Below are 18,025 nucleotides of genomic sequence, written 5' to 3' on the forward strand. Positions count from 1 at the left end.
TGAACATGTACGTGGAAACAGGCGGCGAAGGTGCGGACCTTCTCCTCATGCTGCATGGAATGGGCGCGACGGGCGCTGTGTGGTCGCCCATGTGCGCGGAGGCCGGCCATCGCTGGAGCGGCCGCTGGCTGTCCCTGGACTTGCCCGGCCACGGCAAGTCCGCCCGACTGAACTCTTATGCCATCGGCCAGTACGCCGCGAGCGTCGGGCGCGCCGCGCTGCCGCACATTCATCCCGAAGGACGCCTCGTGGTTCTCGGACACTCGCTGGGCGGCGTGATCGCTCTGGCCCTGGCGACGGGCTGGTTCGGGATCAGACCCCATCAGGTCTTCGGTGTCGGCATCAAGATCGCATGGAGCGACGATGAACTCCGCCGCATGCAGACGCTTGCCTCCCAGCCTGCCAAGTGGTTCTCCACGGAAGGAGAAGCGTGGGAGCGATACCTGAAGGTCGCCGGCCTTGCCGGGATCGCGAATGCAACATCACCCGTCGCCGCGAGGGGCATCGCGCGTGATGGCGATGGGTGGCGTCTCGCGATGGACCCCGGAGCCCATGCCGTGGGCAAACCGCCTCTGTCCGAACTGATGGCGCTGGCCCGCTGCCCTGTCCATCTCGGTCGCGGGCGAGATGACGCGCTGGTGACGATGGAGCACATGCGTGCCCTCGATCCCGATGCCAGGGATCTCGGACCGAATGGTCACAACGTGATGGTCGAGGCGCCCGGGCGGGTCTGGGATTGGGTCACCGAACCATCGAGACTGGCGGCACCTTCGATCTCGATGCCGAACTGAACATCGGCTCAGTGCGACCCTCCATCGACCACCACCGTTTCCGCCGTTCCCAGGTGCCACTGGCCGAAATCCAGCGCTGCAGGCTGGGTGCTGCGCGCCAGCGCGCGCCGCCGTTCCACCTCCATCTCGAGCAACTCGGTTTCAAGGCAGGCCCGGCGAGCCATCAGCCTCAGTTGCTCGAGGCGCACATTGGCTTCGGCCAACAAGACCGGCTCGCATGAAGCGCAATGGGCCAGCTCGGCTTCATAGAGCGTGCCGTCGGTGGGCAGGGTGATGGAACGAGCGTCGCGAGTGACCTGCCCGTCCTTGACGAGTTCGCGCAGCATCTCGGCGATCAGCTTGCGCAACACGTCCGAGACTCCGTTGAGGTCATTGGCCGACCGCCATGCGCCGCCGTCGCCAAGCCGCCACTCGATGGACTCGATGCGCGAATGCACCTCGTACACCTCGTTGACGCGGCGCACATAGTAGGTCACCGCATAACAGTGGTTGTGGTTCTTCAGGGTGCGCGCGGTGGTGCTGACGTGCTCCTGCTCCTCGAAGGTGCTGACCACCGTGGAGCGTTCGGCTTCCATCGCCTGCGATGCCGTCAGAGCGAGTTGCGAGAACTGCTCGGACGCTGTGCGCACGGAGCCACCGCTGGCCACAGAGCTCTCCGTGTCGACGCCGAACTCGCCTTTGACAGTGGGTGCACCCAGGAAGCCCGCCAACCCTCCGCCTGCAGATACCGAAGTGTCGCTGTGCGTGCGGATATCGTTGAGCGTGTCGACGTAAGCCGAGGTTGCCGCAGATCGGCGGCTCTGCGACAGCGCGCTGAGGGTTTGGCGGAACGAGGTGTGCACCGACATGCGCTGTGTCTCGGATCGGGTGCGCCGGTAGCGGTCGAATTCGAACAAGCGCACTTCTTCGCCGGGCAGCAGTGTGGTCGTGTACAGCAACGGGCCCTGCTGGCGGCCGATCAGTTTCAGGCAATGCTGATAGGTGACGCGCAGGCGCATCCGCTGCTGCGCATCGCGTGCAACTCCATCGAAGACGCGAGTTTCGTAGAAGTACATGCAACGGTCGAACGGCAGCCATGGGACTGGCTTGGGGCCGCGGCAATGCTCGGGCGTGGGTTCGGCGCAAGTGCCACCGCAGCCGGTGCATTCGTCGTCCTTGCAAGTCTCTTCGCCAGCGCACGCCTGCAGCAGCGCACGCTCGACGCTGATTCGCCCATAGCCGACTTCCTCGTTCCATGTGCCGCTCGGCTTGGACGGCACGTTGGCGTAGCCATACAGCGCCGGCGAGATCTTGTCGCAAGTGGATTCGATGATGTGACGCGCCTCGACGTTGCTGAGCGACGGTCGCAGCGACAGCAGCAGACCGGCAAGTCCAGCCACGACAGGTGTGGCCGAGGAGGTGCCGTTGAAGCGGTCATAGTAGTCACCGATCGAGTAGCCGAAGCCGCCAAGCCGATCGGTCGTTGGCATCTCCAGGCACGGCGCGACGACGTCCACGTCGGGGCCGTAGCTCGCGCCCCACCAGGCTTCGGACGAGGCGTCGCCGATCCGCTTGCGCTCGTCGCTGCGATTGCTGCCGCCAACGCACAAGGTGCGGCCGTCGCTGCCCGGGAAGCGAGCCACGTTGGCATTCTCGTTGCCCGACGCGGCCACCAGCACCAGGCCCTGGTCGTGCGCGTGCTGCAGCGCGTCGCGAATCAGATCGAAGTCCCAGAAGTTCCACGAGGCATAGACGCCGAAGCTCATGCTGACCACGCGTGCACCATTGTCGGCGGCGAAGTACAGGCCCTCGGCAATGTCGACATCGGCCCACGTCGCGGTCGCGATCGCCATGATGCGAACGCCGCCGGCAATGCCGGACACACCCTGGCCGTTGTCCAGTCGCGCACCGATGATGCCGGCGCAGGCGGTGCCGTGATTGCCCGTCGGGCTGCCGTCAGGCGTATCGGTGGAGGCGTTCCAGGACAGTGGATGCACCTCCAGGTCAGGATGCCCGAGTTCCACGCCTTCGTCGATCACCGCCACTGTCACGCTGGGCACGCCCCGCATGATTTCCCAGCCGCGCGGCGCGCCGACGCGCTGCAGCCCCCACTGGAGTGCGAACATCGGATCGTTCGGGTTGAACTCCGACGACGGGGGGCGGCATGACGGCAGCCGCGTCGGCATCGCGATCGGGCGGTCCGGAGCGGCTGGCGGGTGCTCGCCATGTGCCTGGGGCGAGAGCAGCGGAATCGTCTCGAAGCGCACATCCGCGCTGGCGGCAGCAGCCTCATTGGCCCCCAGGACCTTGGCGACAGCCGCGGCCACGTGCAATGTGGTCCGTCCGGCCGTGAACTCCGGCTTGTCGACCTGCACCGTGACGAAGCCGCGCAGGCGTCCGGGCCGGTTGAGGTCGACCGACAAGCCCGCACCGAGAGCGGCGGCGCCGCCGGCCCGTTCGAACGCCGACGTGCGCACGTAGAAGCGGGTGGGGTTGACGGTAAACAACGCCAGTGCCGGGGCCGGGGGCTCGGCACGTTGGGTGTTGCCGGGTGACGAGTTCTTCTCGTCGTCGTGCCGACTGAACTCGGGACGCAGTGCCGGCGCGATCCATTCGATCAGCTCACTGTCTTCGAGACGCTTCAGCACGTCCTCCGCAAGCGGCGCGCCGTCGGTGCGCTTGACCCATGACAACCCTTCGGTCTGGTTGGTCCGTATAAGCGGCGCGTCTTGCGTCGTGCCGGTCTGGACCAGGGGCAATTCGAACTCGTCGAGCAGCTTCTCTTTCCTGGCCGGGGTGGCAGCGTCATGCCAGCGGATCGCGAGGATGGACAGGTCGACGCTGCAGCGGCCCGCTGTCGGATGATTGAGGCCGAGGTGCGGCGAGGTTTCGCCTTTGACTTGATTGGCCATGGGGCGTGCTCCTTGGAAGAGTATCGGTTGCCGTCCACTTCGCGAAGGCGGGGGTCGCAGCCGAGAGTGAACGCATGCTACGGAATTGCGCGAATGCCGCATCCACAAGCCGAGGGACCACTCCATGCGACATAGGCCCGCTCTGCGCAGCCTGAAAGACGGCTGCACCGGGCACAATATGGATTTCGTATACCGGCTACTCTGGCTGGTGAAGATCACGCGTCGCCGCTGGAGCAATGGAAGCACAAAACATCGATGGCAAATTGGGCGAGCGCCACGCGCCGCTCACAAAGCTTGTCCTGGCGGCGCTGCGGGAACGCATTCTGAGCGGGGCGCTTGCGCCGGGCGAACGGTTGGTGGAAGGCCGCCTTTCCGAGGAACTGGGAGTCTCGCGGATGCCGGTGCGCGAGGCGTTGCGCGCCCTGGCTGCCGAAGGCATCGTGGCCATCGAGCCGCGGCGCGGCGCGACGGTCACGACCTTCACGAAGGAACAGATCCAGGAAATGGTCGAGGTGCGCGCAACGTTGGAGGCACTGAACGCCAAGCTGGCGGCACGTCGTCATGATCCGGTGCAGATCGCCAAGCTGGAGCGCATCCTGGCCGAAGGCTCGCAACTCACCAGCGACGACGATCTGGCGCGCATTTCGGCGCTCAATCTCGACTTTCATGAAGCGCTGGGCAACGTCGCCGCCAATTCGGTGCTGCAGGAAATCATGCGTTCGCTGCGCGAGCGAACGGCGCTCTTCTTCACGGTGAACAACCGCGAACGCATGCATGCCAACTGGCAGGAGCACGCCGCCATCCTGCGCGCCGTGGTGGCCGGTGACGCGGAACTGGCATCGCTGCTCGCTGCACGCCATGTCTACAGCGCGGCCGAGCTGCCTCCGTCGCCGCCGACAGCGGCCGCCTGAAGCCGCGGAGTCAGCGCTCGCCGAGGCGGCGCCAGGCGAGGCCGGCCAGCGCCACGTCTTCCAAGCCCACGCCGACCGACTTGTAGATGGTGATGTCGTCCTGGCCGCAGCGGCCACGCACCTGGCCGGTGACGAGCTCGGCGAGTTCCACGATCTTTTCCGCGGGCAACGCGCCCTCCGCCGCCTGCACCAGCTCGCCGGCCTCGCGCAATGACTGTGGCCGCCACTCGACCGCCACGAGCGCGGCGCGCGACAGCGCCACGTCGTCGAGTTCGCGCGTGTGCGGCAGGCTGGAGCCGATGGCGGCGACGAAGCAGCCCGGCGGCAGCCGATCGCCCGCAAAGAGCGGCGTGGTGGCGCGCGATGCGGTGACGACGATGTCGGCGCCCTCCAGCGCCTCATCGGCAGTGCACAGGCGTACCGGCGCACCGCACTGCGCGGCGAGGATTTCCGTCGCGCCTGGAGCGGGGTTCCGCGTGCAGACGCGGATGCTCTCGAGCCCGAAGACCGCCGCCATCTGCACCGCATGCGCCTGGCCTTGCGTGCCCGCACCGAACAGCGCGAGGCGACGCGACTCCGGGCGCGCCAGATGCTGCGCCGCGATCACCGAACAGGCGGCAGTGCGCAGCCTCGTGATGGCGCCGGCATCGAACGAGGCCAGCGGCCGTCCGTCGTCGGTCGAGAACAGCAGGATGACGAAGGAGAACTGTCCCTTGATCGTCGTATAGACCTTGGCGCCTGCCACACCCTGCCCGGGAATGACGGCGCCGAGCGTCGACAGCTTGACGCCGCCGGCCTCGGTGCGGATGCGCTCCTGCATCGCGGCCTCGCGCTCGCCGAAGCGTGCGAAGGCGTCGCGCAGTACCTGTTGCGCGTCCGCCGGCGAGACCAGCGCCTCGACCATTGAATCGGTGATGTGTTGCATGACGGGCTCCGGGGAAGGTCAGTAGCCGAAGGCTTCGCGCACCAGCAACGCGATGGCGCCGAAGGCGGACAAGCCCAGCAGCAGTCCGCGCATCGCGCCGCGCGGCACGCGGCTGTTGAGGGGGCCCGAGAGCGCGAAGCCCGCCACCATCAACGGTAACAGCCAGGCACTGAGCAACAGCTCGTGCCGGCCGAAGCGGCCGACGCTCGCCAGCATGGCCACCGAGAAGACGGCGCCGACGAAGAACACGCAACCCAGCGTGGCGCGCAGCCGGGGCGGCGGCAGGTACTGCATGACCAGCGCGAAAGGCGGTGCGCCCGCGGAAGTGATGGTGCCCATCAACCCCGAAGCGATGCCGGCACCGACCATGTTGCCGCGCGATGCGTCGAAGCGGCGCCCGCTCAGGCTTAGCGCGACGCCCGCGAGAATGAAGAGGGCGAACATCACCGCAAGCAGATCCGCCGGCAGGAGCATCAGGCACACCGCGGCACCCAGCGTGCCCACCACGCGGCCGATGAGCGCGACGCCCGCCGCGCCCCAATCGACCTGGTCCAACTCGCGCAGCGCGGACATCAATGCCAGCGGACCGCCGAGTGCGAGCAGCGGCCCCGGTGCGAGCTCGGGATAAAACAAGGCGGCGATGGGTGCCGAGAACATCGCGAAGCCGACACCGCCGATGCCCTGCAGGCAGGCGCCCACGAGCACCATCGCTGCCATGCCGGCGTAGTGGGCCAGGCTCATGCCGTCGGGCAGCAGCGAAGCGATCACCTGGCGAGGATCCGCGGCTGCCAGGACACGGCGATGTCCCCGTTCACGAAGGTCTGGCAGGCCATGCGCCAGCCCTGCTTCAACTCGTCTTCGGAGAGGTGCTTCTTCTCCTTCGCCTTGATGGCGTCGGTGTGCTCGACGCCTTTCTCGACGAGGCACTTGCAGGTGCCGCAAAGGCCGCCGCCGCACTTGAAGGGGATGCCGCCCTGCTCGCGCAGCGAGATGCGCAGGAGATTGCCGCCTTCGGGCGCGGAGACGACCTTGGCGTTGTTGCTGATGAAGGTGATCTGGATCATGAAGAGTCGAGGGACCGGGCGCCGCGGGCGGCAAGGGATTCAGGTGGGCACCAGCACCACGTCGGCATCGCCTTCGTGCACCAGTTCGCGCAGGGCCTTGCGCGCCAGTTCGACGGTGGCGAACTTTTCGAAGAATTTGATCGGCACGTGATTGACGGTCTCCGGCGGCACTTCGTCGATCACCGTGATGCGGCAGTCCGACACGACTTCCGCGATCACGAAGCGCGCCTTGCAGCGGCCGAAGAACAGGTAGTCGGCGGACTCGACGCGCCGCAGGCCCTCGACGAGCTCGGTGTGGAACTGCCCGGGCTTGCTGGTCAATATCACGTACATGGTGGGGGAGGACGATGCTTCAGGCGGACAGTGCGTCGTCCTGGGCGAGCTCGATGTCCTGCTGCACCCAGAGCTGGCAGGCCAGGCGCCAGCCCGCGTCAAGCCGCTCGCCAAGTTGCTTCTTCTCCTTCCAGTTCGGTGCAGGAAGGTGCTCGGCGCCGGCCAGCACGCGGCAGGCGCACTTGGAGCACTTGCCCATGCCGCATTCGTAGCGCAGATGCGGATAGGGGAACTGCCTGATGCCTGCGCGCACCACCAGGTTGGTGTTTTCCTTGACCTCGTCGCTGTAGACCTGGCCGCCTTTGTGGAAAGTGATGATGGGCATGCGCGGCGGCTTGCAATCGGATCGATGGCGCTCAGGCGGCTTCGAGCGCCGGTTGCCTAGCCTCTTCGACGGCCACGTAGTCGTGGTACAGCGCCGTTGTATAGAGCAGGCGCATCTGCGCGCCGACTTCGCAGATCTTCAGGCAGCGCTGCTGCAACTCGACGGTGGTCGCGTGCTCCAGCACGATCTGGTAGCCGCGTTCGCCGTGGATCTCGTCCGAGACGATGTGCAGGTCGAAGAACTCCACCTCCTCGTCGGTGAAGCCGTACTTCTCGCGGAGAGTGGGCGTCTGCTTGCGGTAGATCGACGGCACCTGAGACTCGAGCCCCACCACGAGGCCGGCGACGGCCACGATCGGGTCTTCGCGCATCGCGACGGCGTAGCACCAGCTTTGCAAGCCGCGCGTGGTCGGCGACATGTTGTCGGGGTCGGTCACCCGCTCGCGCGTCGTGCCGCAGGCTTCGGCGAAGCGGATCAGCAGGTCGGTGTGGCGATCGCCGCCGATCTCTTCCTCGTACATGTTGGCCAGCAGGAAATCCTTGGCTTCGGTGTAGCGGTCAGGCATGCGCGCATAGAGATAGCCCAGGTAGTCGGCGAAAGGGCCGACGTAGTGGTAATGGTTCTCCGCCCAGCGAGCCAGGTGCGCGCGGCTCAGCGTGCCGCCGGCCCAAGCCAGGCTGAACGGGGATGTATTGGCGCTCTTGCCCTTGATGGCGTTTTCGAGGGCGGTCCGGAATTCGTCGCGATTCATGAGGGCGGGCATGCGGGCTCCTGGTCGGGATGGGTGGGTGGATGAAATCAGTTGTTGATGAATACTGTATACCAAATATCCAAGTCAACGCAATGGCTCATTCGGAAGAGTGGAAGATGTTGTGTGATTTGTCGGTATACAGTATTCTTAAAAGAACATCACCGCCTCACCACTCGCAAATGACCCACGCTTCACCCGCCCCCTTTCGGAACTACATCGACGGAAGCTGGGTTTCCAGCAGCACCGATCGCACCTTCGACAACATCAATCCCGCCGACGCGCGCGAGGTGGTGGGGCGCTTCCAGGCTTCGTCCGCCGAAGATGCCAAGGCGGCCGTGGCGGCGGCGGCGGCGGCCTTCGACGGCTGGCGGAAGACGCCCGTGTCCAGGCGCGCCGCGATCCTCAACGCCGCTGCGCAATACCTGGAGGCGCACGCTGCACCGTTCGCCGAAGAACTGACGCGCGAAGAGGGCAAGCCGCTGGCGCAGGCCCGGGATGAAATCCTCCGGTCGGCGCAGACGCTGCGCTTCTATGCAGTGGAAGGCCAGTCCTTTTCGGGCGAGACCTTCCCGCAGGACGACCCGGACATGGTCGTCTACAGCCAGCGCGAAGCGCTCGGCGTGGTGGCGGTCATCAGCCCCTGGAACTTTCCGGTGTCGATCCCTGCGCGCAAGATCGCGCCGGCGCTGATCACCGGCAATACGGTGGTTTTCAAGCCCTCGTCGGACGCACCACTGTCGGGCCTGAGGCTGGCCGAGGCGCTGATCCAGGGCGGGCTGCCCAAGGGGGTTCTCAACTTCATCACAGGACGCGCCTCGGAAGTCGGACCCGTCATCACCGAGTCGCCCGCCGTGCGCGCCATTTCCTTCACCGGATCGACGGCGGCGGGCGAGCAGATCCACCGTGCCGCCGCCATGACCACGCGCACGCAGATGGAGCTGGGCGGCAAGAACCCGCTGATCGTGATGGACGACGCCGATCTCGACAAGGCGGTCGATCTGGTCATCAAGGGCGGCCTGTCGCTCAGCGGCCAGGCCTGCACCGGGACGAGCCGGGTCCTGGTGATGAAGAAGGTGAAGGCCGACTTCACCGACAAGCTGGTCGCCAGGGTGCGCAGCCTGAAGGTCGGCAGCGGCATGACACCCGGCATGGACATCGGCCCCCTTGCAACCCGCAAGCAACTGGAGACGGTGCTCGGCTACATCGAGATCGGCAAGTCGGAGGCAAGGTTGCTGTGCGGCGGCGAGCAGTTGGTCGCCGGCGATTTCGCCCATGGCTTCTACGTGACGCCAGCCATCTTCACCGACGTGACGCAGCAGATGCGCATTGCGCGCGAGGAGATCTTCGGGCCCGTCATCGCGATCATCGAGGTCGACAGCTACGAGGACGCGATCGCCAAGGCCAACGACACCGAGTACGGCCTCTCGGCCGCCATCGCCACCACCAGCCCGGTGCATGCGCACCGATTCGCGCAGGACATCCAGTCAGGCACCGTCAAGATCAACCGCACCACCACCGGCAACCTGATCAACGCGCCTTTCGGCGGCCTGAAGCGATCGAGCACCTCGACCTTCCGCGAGTCGGGCCGCACCGGGCTCGAGTTCTATACGCAGATCAAGACCGTCTATCGCGGCTGCTGATCTTTTCTTTCCGTCCCGCAGAGAAACCTCATGAAAACCGCACTGAAGCTCGAACTCGAAGAAGCCTGCCTGATGATCGCCGCTGCCATCCGCAAGGCGGAGGAAATAGGCGTGCTCGAAACCATCTGCATCGTCGACGACGGCGGCTATCCGATCGCCATGGACCGCATGAACGGCGCCCGCATCACCGGCCCCCAGATCGCATGGAACAAGGCCTTCACGGCCGCCGGCCACAAGCGGTCGACGCACCTGTTCAACACCTTGCCCAATGGTCCTGCGCTGCCGGGCAACGAGGCCTTCGGCATCCAGTGGAGCTTCGAGGGGAAATTCGCCGTGTTCGTCGGCGGCTTCCCGATCGTGGTCGACGGCAGCGTCATCGGCGGCGTCGGCCTTTCGGGCGGCAATGGCGAGCAGGACACGAAATGCGGCGTGGCCGCGCTGCAGGCCCTACACGAGTTCCTCGAAGCCAAGGGCCATGCGGTGCTGGTCGAGGCCGACATCAAGAAGTAGGCGATGGCTTTTCGCATCCAGTTGCTCGACACCGCGCAGTGCTTCGAGGCTGCGCCCGGCGAATCGGTGCTCGACGCCGCGCTTCGCCATGAACTGCGGCTGCCCCACGAATGCTGCTTCGGCAGCTGCGCGACCTGCCGCATCAAGCTGGTCGAAGGCTCGGTGCGCTACGACGACTTCCCGCCTGGCCTGACGCCCGAGGAGGCAGCCGAGGGTTATGCGCTAGCCTGCCAGGCCAGGCCCGCGAGCGACCTGGTGATCAGCAGCGCGCGTCGCCTGCCGCCATGTTCCGAGCCGGCGCGTCACCTGGCCACGGTGACCGCACTCCGGCCGCTGGGCGATGACGTGCTGCACCTGTCGCTCGAAGTGCCACCCGAGGCCGAACTGCTGTATCGCCCCGGCCAGTACATCAACATCCTGCTGCCCGACGGCGGTCATCGCAGCTTCTCGATGGCGTCGCGGCCGCATCCGCAAGCGCTCGACTTTCACATCCGGCGCATTCCAGAAGGGCGCTTCACCAGCGGCCATGCCGCGCGACTGAAGCCCGGCGATCGCCTGCCGGTCGAGCTGCCGCACGGCAGCTTCTGCTTCCATGCGGAAGACTATCGACCTCTGCTGATGGTGGCGACCGGCACGGGGCTGGCGCCCATCAAGAGCATCCTGGAGTCGCTCATGGACGACGAGGACTGCCCGCCGGTGAGCCTCTACTGGGGCATGCGCACCGAGGCGGACCTGTACCTGCACGACGAGATCCAGGGCTGGGCCGATCGCCTGTGTGACTTCCGCTACGTGCCCGTGTTGTCGCGTGCGGATGCCGGCTGGACCGGCCGGCGCGGGCACGTGCAGCAGGCGGTGGCGGAGGACTTCGAGGACCTGTCGGAACACGCCATCTACCTTTGCGGCGCGCCGGCGATGATCGGCGACGCGAAGCGGGTCTTCCTCACGCGCAACGCCAGCGTGGACCATCTGTACTGCGACAGCTTCACCTTTCAATCCACCGCCACGGCCTGAGCCGGGGCACGCGAGGAATCCCGATGGACCTTGGCATCTCGCAGCGCACGGCGCTGGTCTTCGGCGGCAGCCGGGGCATGGGGCGCGCCTGCGCACGGCAACTCGCGCTGGAAGGCGTGCAGGTGGTGATTGCCGCGCGCACCGAGGCCACGTTGCGCCAGTCGGCCGCCGAGTTGTCCGCCGAGACCGGCGCCGCGTTGCGCTTCGTGGTGGCCGACATCACCACCGAGGCGGGACGCGACGCGGCGCTGGCGGCCTGCCCTTCACCCGACATCCTGGTCAACAACGCCGACGGCCGGCCGCCGGGCGACTTCCGCGACTGGACGACTGCCGATTGGCATGCCGCGCTGGACGCCATGATGCTGGGCCCGATCGAGATGATCCGGCGCACCGTCGACCCGATGATCGAGCGTGGCTTCGGACGCATCGTCAACATCGTCTCGCGCAGCGTGAAGACGCCCCAGGCCGAACTGGGCCTGTCGAACGGCGCGCGCTCGGGGCTGGTCGGCTTCGTCGCCGGCCTGGCGCGGCAGACCGTGCGGCACAACGTGACGATCAACAACATCCTGCCCGGCGTCTTTGCGACCGATGCGCAGCGCCATCACGTCGAGGGGCTCGTGAAGGCCGGAGGCCCGTCCTTCGATGTCCTGTGGGAAGAGCGCGGCCGCAACAACCCCGCAGGCCGCTTCGGCCGGGCCGAGGAGGTCGGCGCGCTCTGCGCGTACGTGTGCTCCGCGCAAGCCGGCTACATCACGGGCCAGAGCCTGCTGATCGACGGCGGGGCCTACCCGGGCACTTTCTAGGCCCGCAGGCGCTTGCCCACTTCGTCCACGGTCAGCACGTCGCCGAAGAACAGCATCCAGTTGTTCAGCGAGTGCACGTGCTCTTCCGTCGTGACGGCCGAGAGCGCGTCCTCGACCATCACGGTGGCGTAGTTCATCATCATGGCGTCGCGTGCGGTCGACTCGCAACAGACGTTGGTGACGGTGCCGCCGATCAGCACGGTCTCGATGCCGCGCTCCTTCAGCACTTCGTCGAGCGTTGACGAGCCCGGTACCAGCGCGCTGTAGCAGCGCTTGACGACGCGCGGGTCTTCCGGCCGCGCGTCGAGGTCCGGCGCCAGCTGGAAGCCGGGGTGCGAGCGGCCGAGTTCCAGCAGGCGGCGAGCGCTGCGCTCCGGCGTCAGCATGTAGGCGTGGTGGTGCGACCAGAAGCTGTCGGCGCCGTCGGAGCAGGTCTGCACCCACACCACGGTGCCGCCGGCCTCGCGCAGCACCGAGGCGAGTGCATTGACCTTGCCGAACGTGGCGCGCGCCGGCGCGCACTCGCCCAGGTAGCCGGGCTGCGTGTAGTAGTTCTGCAGGTCGACCACCACGAAGGCGGTGCGGCGCGCGTCGAAGCGGGAGTAGGGGTGCAGCGTGCCTTGCCGCGCGATCACGCGGTCGACGATCCAGGCGGGGAATTCCATCGTGTGTCCAGGTCTTTCGGGTTCAGCCGTAGCGGCGTGCGAGTGCGCTTTCGACGCGGGCGATGACGAGGTACATCAGCGCCGACATCAGCGCCAGCACCACGATCGCGGTCATCACGATGTTGAGCTTGAAGATCTGGCTGCCGTTGACGATCAGGAAGCCCAGCCCCTCGCTGGCGGACTGGAACTCGCCGACGATTACGCCGACCAGCGACAGCCCGATGTTCATCTTGAGCGCCGCGATCAGCGTCGGCACGCTGCCCGGCAGCACGACCATGCGCAGCACCTGGGCGCGGTTCGCGCCCAGCGTCGTCGCCAGCTTGATCTTGTTCGGGTCGGTCGACTGGAAGCCGTCGTAGGCGACCATGATCGTCACGAAGATCGCAATCGCGACGGCCATGCCGTACACCGAGTACTCCGAGCCGAGCCAGATGTAGAAGATCGGCACGAAGGCGATCTTCGGCATCGCGTTGGCGACGACCAGGAAAGGATCGAGCACCTTGTTGGCGAAGCGCGACCACCACAGGCCCGCCGCGATCGCGATGCCGAACACCATGCTGAGCACGAAGCCGACCAGGGTCGCCTTGAAGGTGGCCCAGGTGTGCGTCAGCAGGTTGCCGTTCTGCAGCAGGTCCACGAAAGTCGGCCACAGCGCGCTTGGGTAGCTGGTGAGCATCGGGTTGACCACGCGGGTCTTGGCCAGCAGTTCCCAGAGGCCGAAGAAAACCACGAGCAGCAGCAGCCGGCTTGCGAGCACCAGCGTCTTCTCGCGCCGCTGGCGCGCCAGCCATGTCGCGTAGGCCGCGCTGGGGGCCTTGTCGGCCGCGACCGCGGGTTGTGATGGCAGGGCCGGTGGAGGCATCGTCATCGAGGGGGTTGCATTCATGTCTGCGCTCACGTTCATCCTTCGACATGCACGTCGAGCTCGTCCCAGAGCGTGCCGAAGTAGGTGTTGAATTCGGGCAGGGCGCGAGCCTCGAAGGGCGTCGGCCGCTTGCCGTGGCTGGGAAAGCTCATCAAATGCTCGGACTTGATGCGGCCCGGGCGGCGCGACAGCACCACCACGCGGTCGGTCATCGCGATCGCCTCGCCGATGTCATGCGTCACCAGCACCACCGACTTGCCCTCGCTGCGCAGCACCTCGACCACTTCGTCGGCGATCGCCAGCCGCGTCTGCGAATCGAGCGCCGAGAAGGGTTCGTCGAGGAGGACCACGTCGGGGTTGGTCACCAGCGTGCGCGCCAGCGCCACGCGCTGGCGCATGCCGCCCGAGAGCTGGCGCGGGTAGTGGTGCAGGAAGTCCCCCATGCCGCACTTGTGCAGCAGGTGGATCGCGCGCTCGCGCGCCTCGCGCATGTTGCGCTTCTGGATCTGCGCGCCGAGCAGCGCGTTGTCCAGGATGCTGCGCCACTCGTAGAGGTAGTCCTGCTGCAGCATGTAGCCGATGCTGGGCGAGGGGCCGTTGACCGGCTTGCCATCCACCGTCACGCTGCCGGACGAGGGTTCGAGAATCCCGGCAATGATCGACAGCAGCGTGCTCTTGCCGCAGCCGGACTGGCCGATGATGCTGACGAACTCCCCGGGCGCGACGGCCAGGGAGATGTTGTCCAGCGCCTGGGTCTCGCCCTGCAACGTGAAGTACCGCAGCGAGACGTTGCGCACGTCGATGCGCGGCCGTCCGGCCGCGGAGATGCCGGCTGCCACCATCACTTGGCCTTGGCGGCGAAGTCGGTCACGACGACCTGCTCGTACTTCACGCGCTTGCCGCTTTCGAGCACGCCGCTCGTCGTCAGCATGTCCTGCAGTTGCTCGATGGCCGCCTTCTCGACGAGAGGCGAAGTCTTCCAGAGCTTGTAGCCGCGATAGCGTTCGATGGCCTTGACCAGTTCGGGCTGCGACATGCCGGGGAAGAACTCCGCGATCTGCTTCGCGAGGTCCGTGGCCGGTGCGGCCTGGACGTACTTCTGGGCCCGCGCCACGGCGTTCGTCCAGGCTTGCAGCACCTCGGGGTTCTTCTGCATGAAGGTGTCGGTGGTGGTGAACACCGTGTAGTCGACGGGGCCGACCTCGCTGCCGATGGACGCCATGACGTAGCCGTTGCCGTCCTTCTCCAGGTTGCCCGCCTCCGGCTCCAGGAAGATCGCGTAGTCGTTCTGCCCGGCCATCCAGGCGCCGGTGCGCGCGGCCGGGCCGATGTTGTTGACCAGCTTCAGGTCCTTCTTCGGATCGAGTCCGTGCTTGCGAAGCGCTGCTTCCAGGAACACGTCAGGGTTCGACCCCGGACGGAAGGCCATCACCGACTTGCCCTTGAGTTGGTTCCAGTCGAAGGTGCCGCTGACCGGCTTGCGCGCCATCAACAGGAAGCCGTCGGTCGCGGTGAGTCCGGCGAAGATCTTCGGCTTCGAAGGCGATTCGCTGTTGGCGACATAGATGGAGGCCTCGGGGCCGATCAGCACGATGTCCGCACTGCCGGACAACAGCGCAGCCATGCCCTTGTCGGTGCCCTGGGAGGTCTTCATGCCCACGTCGAGGCCGGCATCCTTGAAGTAGCCCTGGTTCAGGGCGACGTACATCGGCACGTAAAGTACCGAGCGGATGACTTCCTCATAGCGCACCTTGGTCAGGGGCTTGGCGGTCTGCGCGGTGGCGTGGCCGGCAAGGGACACCAGACCGGCCGCCATGGCGAGCGCCGGCACCAGTCGGGCGAGTGCCGGTATACGGCGCGAGAACAGAGACATGAGAAACCTCCGGTGTGAATGAATTAATACAGTATGCAAAACGTGGGCCAGAAAGCAATCCTGCAATGCAGCATCGCGACCCCTCGACAGCCTGCACCGGGCAGCGGAGATAAAGCAGATTTCGTGCAATTTCTCCAATGAGATGCGCGCTTTGGAAGCATCGCCGCACCATTCCGGCGCGCGGAGATGCTGAGTTCAAGCGTTTACCCCATGGCTCAGTTCTTGCCATCACGGAATACTGTATACCGTAAAGAGAGTTTTGTTTCTCCCCCCAAACCCCCACTCCACGAGGTTCCAACGATGGATTCCATCACCATCACCGCCGCCCACTGGGCCTATCTGCTGGGTGTCGGCGCCATCGTTCTGACGATGATCTTCCGCGCCAATGTCGTCGTGCCTTCGATCGTTGCCACCTTCTGCGTGACGCTCGCCTGGACGCACAGCCCCATCGCGGCGCTGGGCAGCATCTTCAATGCAAGCTTCGTGGCCGCAAAGGAGCTGTTCAACATCTTTCTGGTCATCGCCCTGATGACGTCGCTGCTCAACGCCCTGAAGGCGCTGCAGTCGGACATCCGCATGGTGGAGCCGTTCCGGGCCATCATGAAGAACGGACACATCGCGTACTTCGTGCTCGCAGGCATCACTTACATGATCTCGCTTTTCTTCTGGCCGACGCCTGCCGTTCCGTTGGTATCGGCGGTGCTGCTGCCTGCCGCGATCGCCGCCGGCCTGCCGCCGCTGGCCGGCGCGGTGGCCATCGCCATCGCCGGGCAGGGCATGGCGCTGTCGTCGGACTACGTGATTGGCGTCGCGCCAGGCATCAGTGCCCGAGCGGCGGGCGCCTCCGCCGCGATCGTGGCCGATCGCGCGCTGACGCTGTCCCTCATCACCGGCGTCATCGCGCTGTTCATCGCCTACATCTCCCTGCGACGCCGGATCGTGCCGGCAAGCAACGCGCTTCTTGTGAAGTGGCAGGCACAGTCGAGCAACGGCCAGACCGCCGAACTCGAATCCGCGGGGACCTTCGACAAGGCGGAGATCGCGCGAGGCACCAGCCGCGACGCACCTTTCCTGAGCGAGGCACAGATCGAGGACACACTGTCCTCCGTAGCGGCACGCCGCATCGTCTGGTCCAAGGTCTTCGCCATCCTCACTCCGCTGGCCTTCCTCGCCGTCATCGCCACGATGGTGCTGCCGAAGGTCATGCCGCTGCTGCCCGAACTCAAGGGCGGCGCTGCGGCCACGCTGGTCGGCGGAATGGCGGCAGCGCTGATGATCCTGGCCACGCTGGCCGCCGAGGGCCCCCGCAGGATGCTCGATGTCAGCGCCGACCACATCACCGACGGCTTCGTGTTTGCCTTCAAGGCCATGGGATCCGTGCTGCCGATCGCCGGCTTCTTCTTCATCGGTGCCGGCGAAACGGCTGGCCCGATCCTGGGCATCGTTGGCGACGCGAAACCGCCTCACTTGCTGTTCGAGTTGATCCAGAGCGCACAGCATCTGATCCCCCAGAGCCACGCCTTCGTTGCCTTCGGCGTCTTGATCGTGGGGATGATCACCGGCATCGACGGCTCCGGCTTTGCCGGCTTGCCGCTCACCGGCACCTTGTCGGGTGCGCTCGCGCCGGCTGCCGGTATGGATCCGGCAACGCTCGCCGCAGTCGGTCAGATGGGCGCTGTGTGGACTGGCGGCGGCACCCTGGTCGCCTGGTCGTCGCTGATCGCGGTCGCCGGCTTTGCTCGGGTACCGGTGCTGTCCGCCGTGCGGGCCTTGCTGTTCCCGGTCGTGACCGGTCTCATCGTCGCGACACTCTGCGCGATCATGCTGTGGCCGTGAATGTAGAGGCGCACTGGTGGAACCGTGGTGGCCGATCGCGCGCGCGGCTCCCATAATCCGCGCAGCCTGGCCAGGCGGCCGGGCTGCGACGCAACCTTCAACTTCCAACGGAGGAACCATGTCCAGACGCTTTTCCTGGCCCCTGCGGGCAGCCCTGATCGGGCTTCCGATCGTGATCACGGCCTGTGCGATGCAGCAATCCGGCGGCGCCGGCGGTGGGCCGATGAGTTTCTTCGTGACCAGCGTCGGCGCCGGCAAGGGCGCCGACCTGGGCGGCCTTGCGGGCGCCGACAAGCACTGCCAGAACCTGGCCACTGCCGCAGGCGCAGGCGGGAAGACATGGCGGGCCTACCTGAGCACCCAGGGCAAGGACGGCGTCCCCACGGCGAACGCGCGGGACCGAATCGGCAAGGGGCCCTGGAGCAATGCCAAGGGCGAGGTGATCGCGCGTGACGTCGACCAGCTGCACGGCGCGAACAACGTCACGAAGCAGACGGCCCTGAACGAGAAAGGCCTGCCCGTCGAGGGCCGCGGCGACACGCCCAACCGCCATGACATCCTGACCGGCTCGCGCGCCGACGGAACGGCCTTCTCGCCGAACGACACCGACATGACCTGCGGCAACTGGACGCGAAGCGGCACCGAGGGCGTGGCGATCGTCGGCCATCACGATCGCTCGGGGCCGACGGCGGACCCGTGGGCCACATCGTGGAACTCGTCGCACCAATCCCGTGGCGGATGCAGCCAGCAGGCACTGCGTGGAACGGGCGGCGACGGCCTGCTCTATTGCTTCGCCGCGAACTGACGGCATGCGGAACCGGCCCTTTCAGG

Annotated in this window: 19 protein-coding genes; 8 read left to right on the forward strand and 11 right to left on the reverse strand. The window is 66.4% G+C overall.

Going from position 1 to position 18,025, the window contains the following annotated elements; translation table 11 throughout:
- Positions 1-5 precede the first annotated feature (5 nt).
- The gene (locus QTI24_RS12645) at positions 6-791 is read left to right on the forward strand and encodes an alpha/beta fold hydrolase (RefSeq protein ID WP_286600830.1); all 786 of its coding nucleotides are present in this window, start codon (positions 6-8) and stop codon (positions 789-791) included.
- Between the two features lie 8 nt (positions 792-799).
- Here QTI24_RS12645 and QTI24_RS12650 read toward each other — a convergent pair whose 3' ends face one another.
- Positions 800-3,682 (reverse strand): S8 family serine peptidase, encoded by a 2,883-nt coding sequence (locus QTI24_RS12650; protein WP_286600832.1) that lies wholly within the window; start codon positions 3,680-3,682, stop codon positions 800-802.
- 236 nt (positions 3,683-3,918) lie between these two features.
- Between QTI24_RS12650 and QTI24_RS12655 the strand changes: the two genes are divergently transcribed.
- A complete protein-coding gene (locus QTI24_RS12655; protein ID WP_286600833.1) occupies positions 3,919-4,593 on the forward strand; it encodes a GntR family transcriptional regulator in 675 nt (224 codons plus the stop codon).
- A gap of 10 nt (positions 4,594-4,603) precedes the next feature.
- Here QTI24_RS12655 and QTI24_RS12660 read toward each other — a convergent pair whose 3' ends face one another.
- The 6 genes from QTI24_RS12660 to QTI24_RS12685 are packed head-to-tail and all read right to left on the reverse strand — an operon-like array spanning position 4,604 to position 8,003.
- The gene (locus QTI24_RS12660; protein ID WP_286600835.1) at positions 4,604-5,518 is read right to left on the reverse strand and encodes an ornithine cyclodeaminase family protein; all 915 of its coding nucleotides are present in this window, start codon (positions 5,516-5,518) and stop codon (positions 4,604-4,606) included.
- Positions 5,519-5,536: 18 nt separating this feature from the next.
- Positions 5,537-6,259 (reverse strand): sulfite exporter TauE/SafE family protein, encoded by a 723-nt coding sequence (locus tag QTI24_RS12665; protein WP_286601387.1) that lies wholly within the window; start codon positions 6,257-6,259, stop codon positions 5,537-5,539.
- Between the two features lie 23 nt (positions 6,260-6,282).
- Positions 6,283-6,582 carry a 2Fe-2S iron-sulfur cluster binding domain-containing protein gene (locus QTI24_RS12670; RefSeq protein WP_286600836.1) on the reverse strand — a complete coding sequence of 100 codons (300 nt, stop codon included), beginning with the start codon at positions 6,580-6,582 and terminating at the stop codon, positions 6,283-6,285.
- Between the two features lie 39 nt (positions 6,583-6,621).
- Positions 6,622-6,915 carry a ferredoxin gene (locus QTI24_RS12675; protein ID WP_286600837.1) on the reverse strand — a complete coding sequence of 98 codons (294 nt, stop codon included), beginning with the start codon at positions 6,913-6,915 and terminating at the stop codon, positions 6,622-6,624.
- Between the two features lie 19 nt (positions 6,916-6,934).
- A complete protein-coding gene (locus tag QTI24_RS12680; protein ID WP_286600838.1) occupies positions 6,935-7,240 on the reverse strand; it encodes a 2Fe-2S iron-sulfur cluster-binding protein in 306 nt (101 codons plus the stop codon).
- A gap of 31 nt (positions 7,241-7,271) precedes the next feature.
- Entirely contained in the window at positions 7,272-8,003 is a 732-nt protein-coding gene (locus QTI24_RS12685; protein WP_286600840.1) for an iron-containing redox enzyme family protein, read from the reverse strand.
- Between the two features lie 167 nt (positions 8,004-8,170).
- Here QTI24_RS12685 and QTI24_RS12690 point away from each other — a divergent pair, with 167 nt between their 5' ends.
- The 4 genes from QTI24_RS12690 to QTI24_RS12705 are packed head-to-tail and all read left to right on the forward strand — an operon-like array spanning position 8,171 to position 11,955.
- Complete coding sequence (locus QTI24_RS12690) at positions 8,171-9,631, forward strand: aldehyde dehydrogenase family protein (RefSeq protein WP_286600842.1); 1,461 nt, start codon at positions 8,171-8,173, stop codon at positions 9,629-9,631.
- 30 nt (positions 9,632-9,661) lie between these two features.
- Positions 9,662-10,141, forward strand: coding sequence for a GlcG/HbpS family heme-binding protein (locus QTI24_RS12695; RefSeq protein ID WP_286600843.1), 480 nt, complete (start codon positions 9,662-9,664; stop codon positions 10,139-10,141).
- Positions 10,142-10,144: 3 nt separating this feature from the next.
- Positions 10,145-11,152, forward strand: coding sequence for a 2Fe-2S iron-sulfur cluster-binding protein (locus tag QTI24_RS12700; RefSeq protein WP_286600844.1), 1,008 nt, complete (start codon positions 10,145-10,147; stop codon positions 11,150-11,152).
- 23 nt (positions 11,153-11,175) lie between these two features.
- Positions 11,176-11,955, forward strand: coding sequence for an SDR family oxidoreductase (locus QTI24_RS12705; RefSeq protein ID WP_286600845.1), 780 nt, complete (start codon positions 11,176-11,178; stop codon positions 11,953-11,955).
- Here QTI24_RS12705 and QTI24_RS12710 read toward each other — a convergent pair.
- From QTI24_RS12710 to QTI24_RS12725, 4 genes are read right to left on the reverse strand one after another with little or no spacing between them, the layout of a single operon-like run.
- On the reverse strand, positions 11,952-12,620 hold the full coding sequence (locus QTI24_RS12710; protein ID WP_286600846.1) for a cysteine hydrolase family protein: 669 nt from the start codon (positions 12,618-12,620) through the stop codon (positions 11,952-11,954). The two genes, QTI24_RS12705 and QTI24_RS12710, sit on opposite strands and share 4 nt — an antisense overlap.
- Positions 12,621-12,642: 22 nt before the next feature.
- Entirely contained in the window at positions 12,643-13,506 is an 864-nt protein-coding gene (locus tag QTI24_RS12715) for an ABC transporter permease (RefSeq protein ID WP_286600847.1), read from the reverse strand.
- A 14-nt stretch (positions 13,507-13,520) separates the two neighbouring features.
- On the reverse strand, positions 13,521-14,327 hold the full coding sequence (locus tag QTI24_RS12720) for an ABC transporter ATP-binding protein (RefSeq protein ID WP_286600848.1): 807 nt from the start codon (positions 14,325-14,327) through the stop codon (positions 13,521-13,523).
- Positions 14,327-15,358, reverse strand: coding sequence for an ABC transporter substrate-binding protein (locus tag QTI24_RS12725; protein WP_286600850.1), 1,032 nt, complete (start codon positions 15,356-15,358; stop codon positions 14,327-14,329). The genes QTI24_RS12720 and QTI24_RS12725 overlap by 1 nt, the downstream gene beginning before the upstream one ends.
- Positions 15,359-15,658: 300 nt before the next feature.
- On the opposite strand from QTI24_RS12725, the gene QTI24_RS12730 reads away from it, so the two are divergent.
- Both QTI24_RS12730 and QTI24_RS12735 read left to right on the forward strand, forming a co-directional pair.
- The gene (locus QTI24_RS12730; RefSeq protein WP_286600851.1) at positions 15,659-17,194 is read left to right on the forward strand and encodes a hypothetical protein; all 1,536 of its coding nucleotides are present in this window, start codon (positions 15,659-15,661) and stop codon (positions 17,192-17,194) included.
- A gap of 118 nt (positions 17,195-17,312) precedes the next feature.
- The gene (locus tag QTI24_RS12735; protein ID WP_503011250.1) at positions 17,313-17,999 is read left to right on the forward strand and encodes a hypothetical protein; all 687 of its coding nucleotides are present in this window, start codon (positions 17,313-17,315) and stop codon (positions 17,997-17,999) included.
- Positions 18,000-18,025 lie beyond the last annotated feature (26 nt).

The organism is Variovorax sp. J22P240, assembly GCF_030316855.1.
Taxonomy (GTDB): domain Bacteria; phylum Pseudomonadota; class Gammaproteobacteria; order Burkholderiales; family Burkholderiaceae_C; genus Variovorax.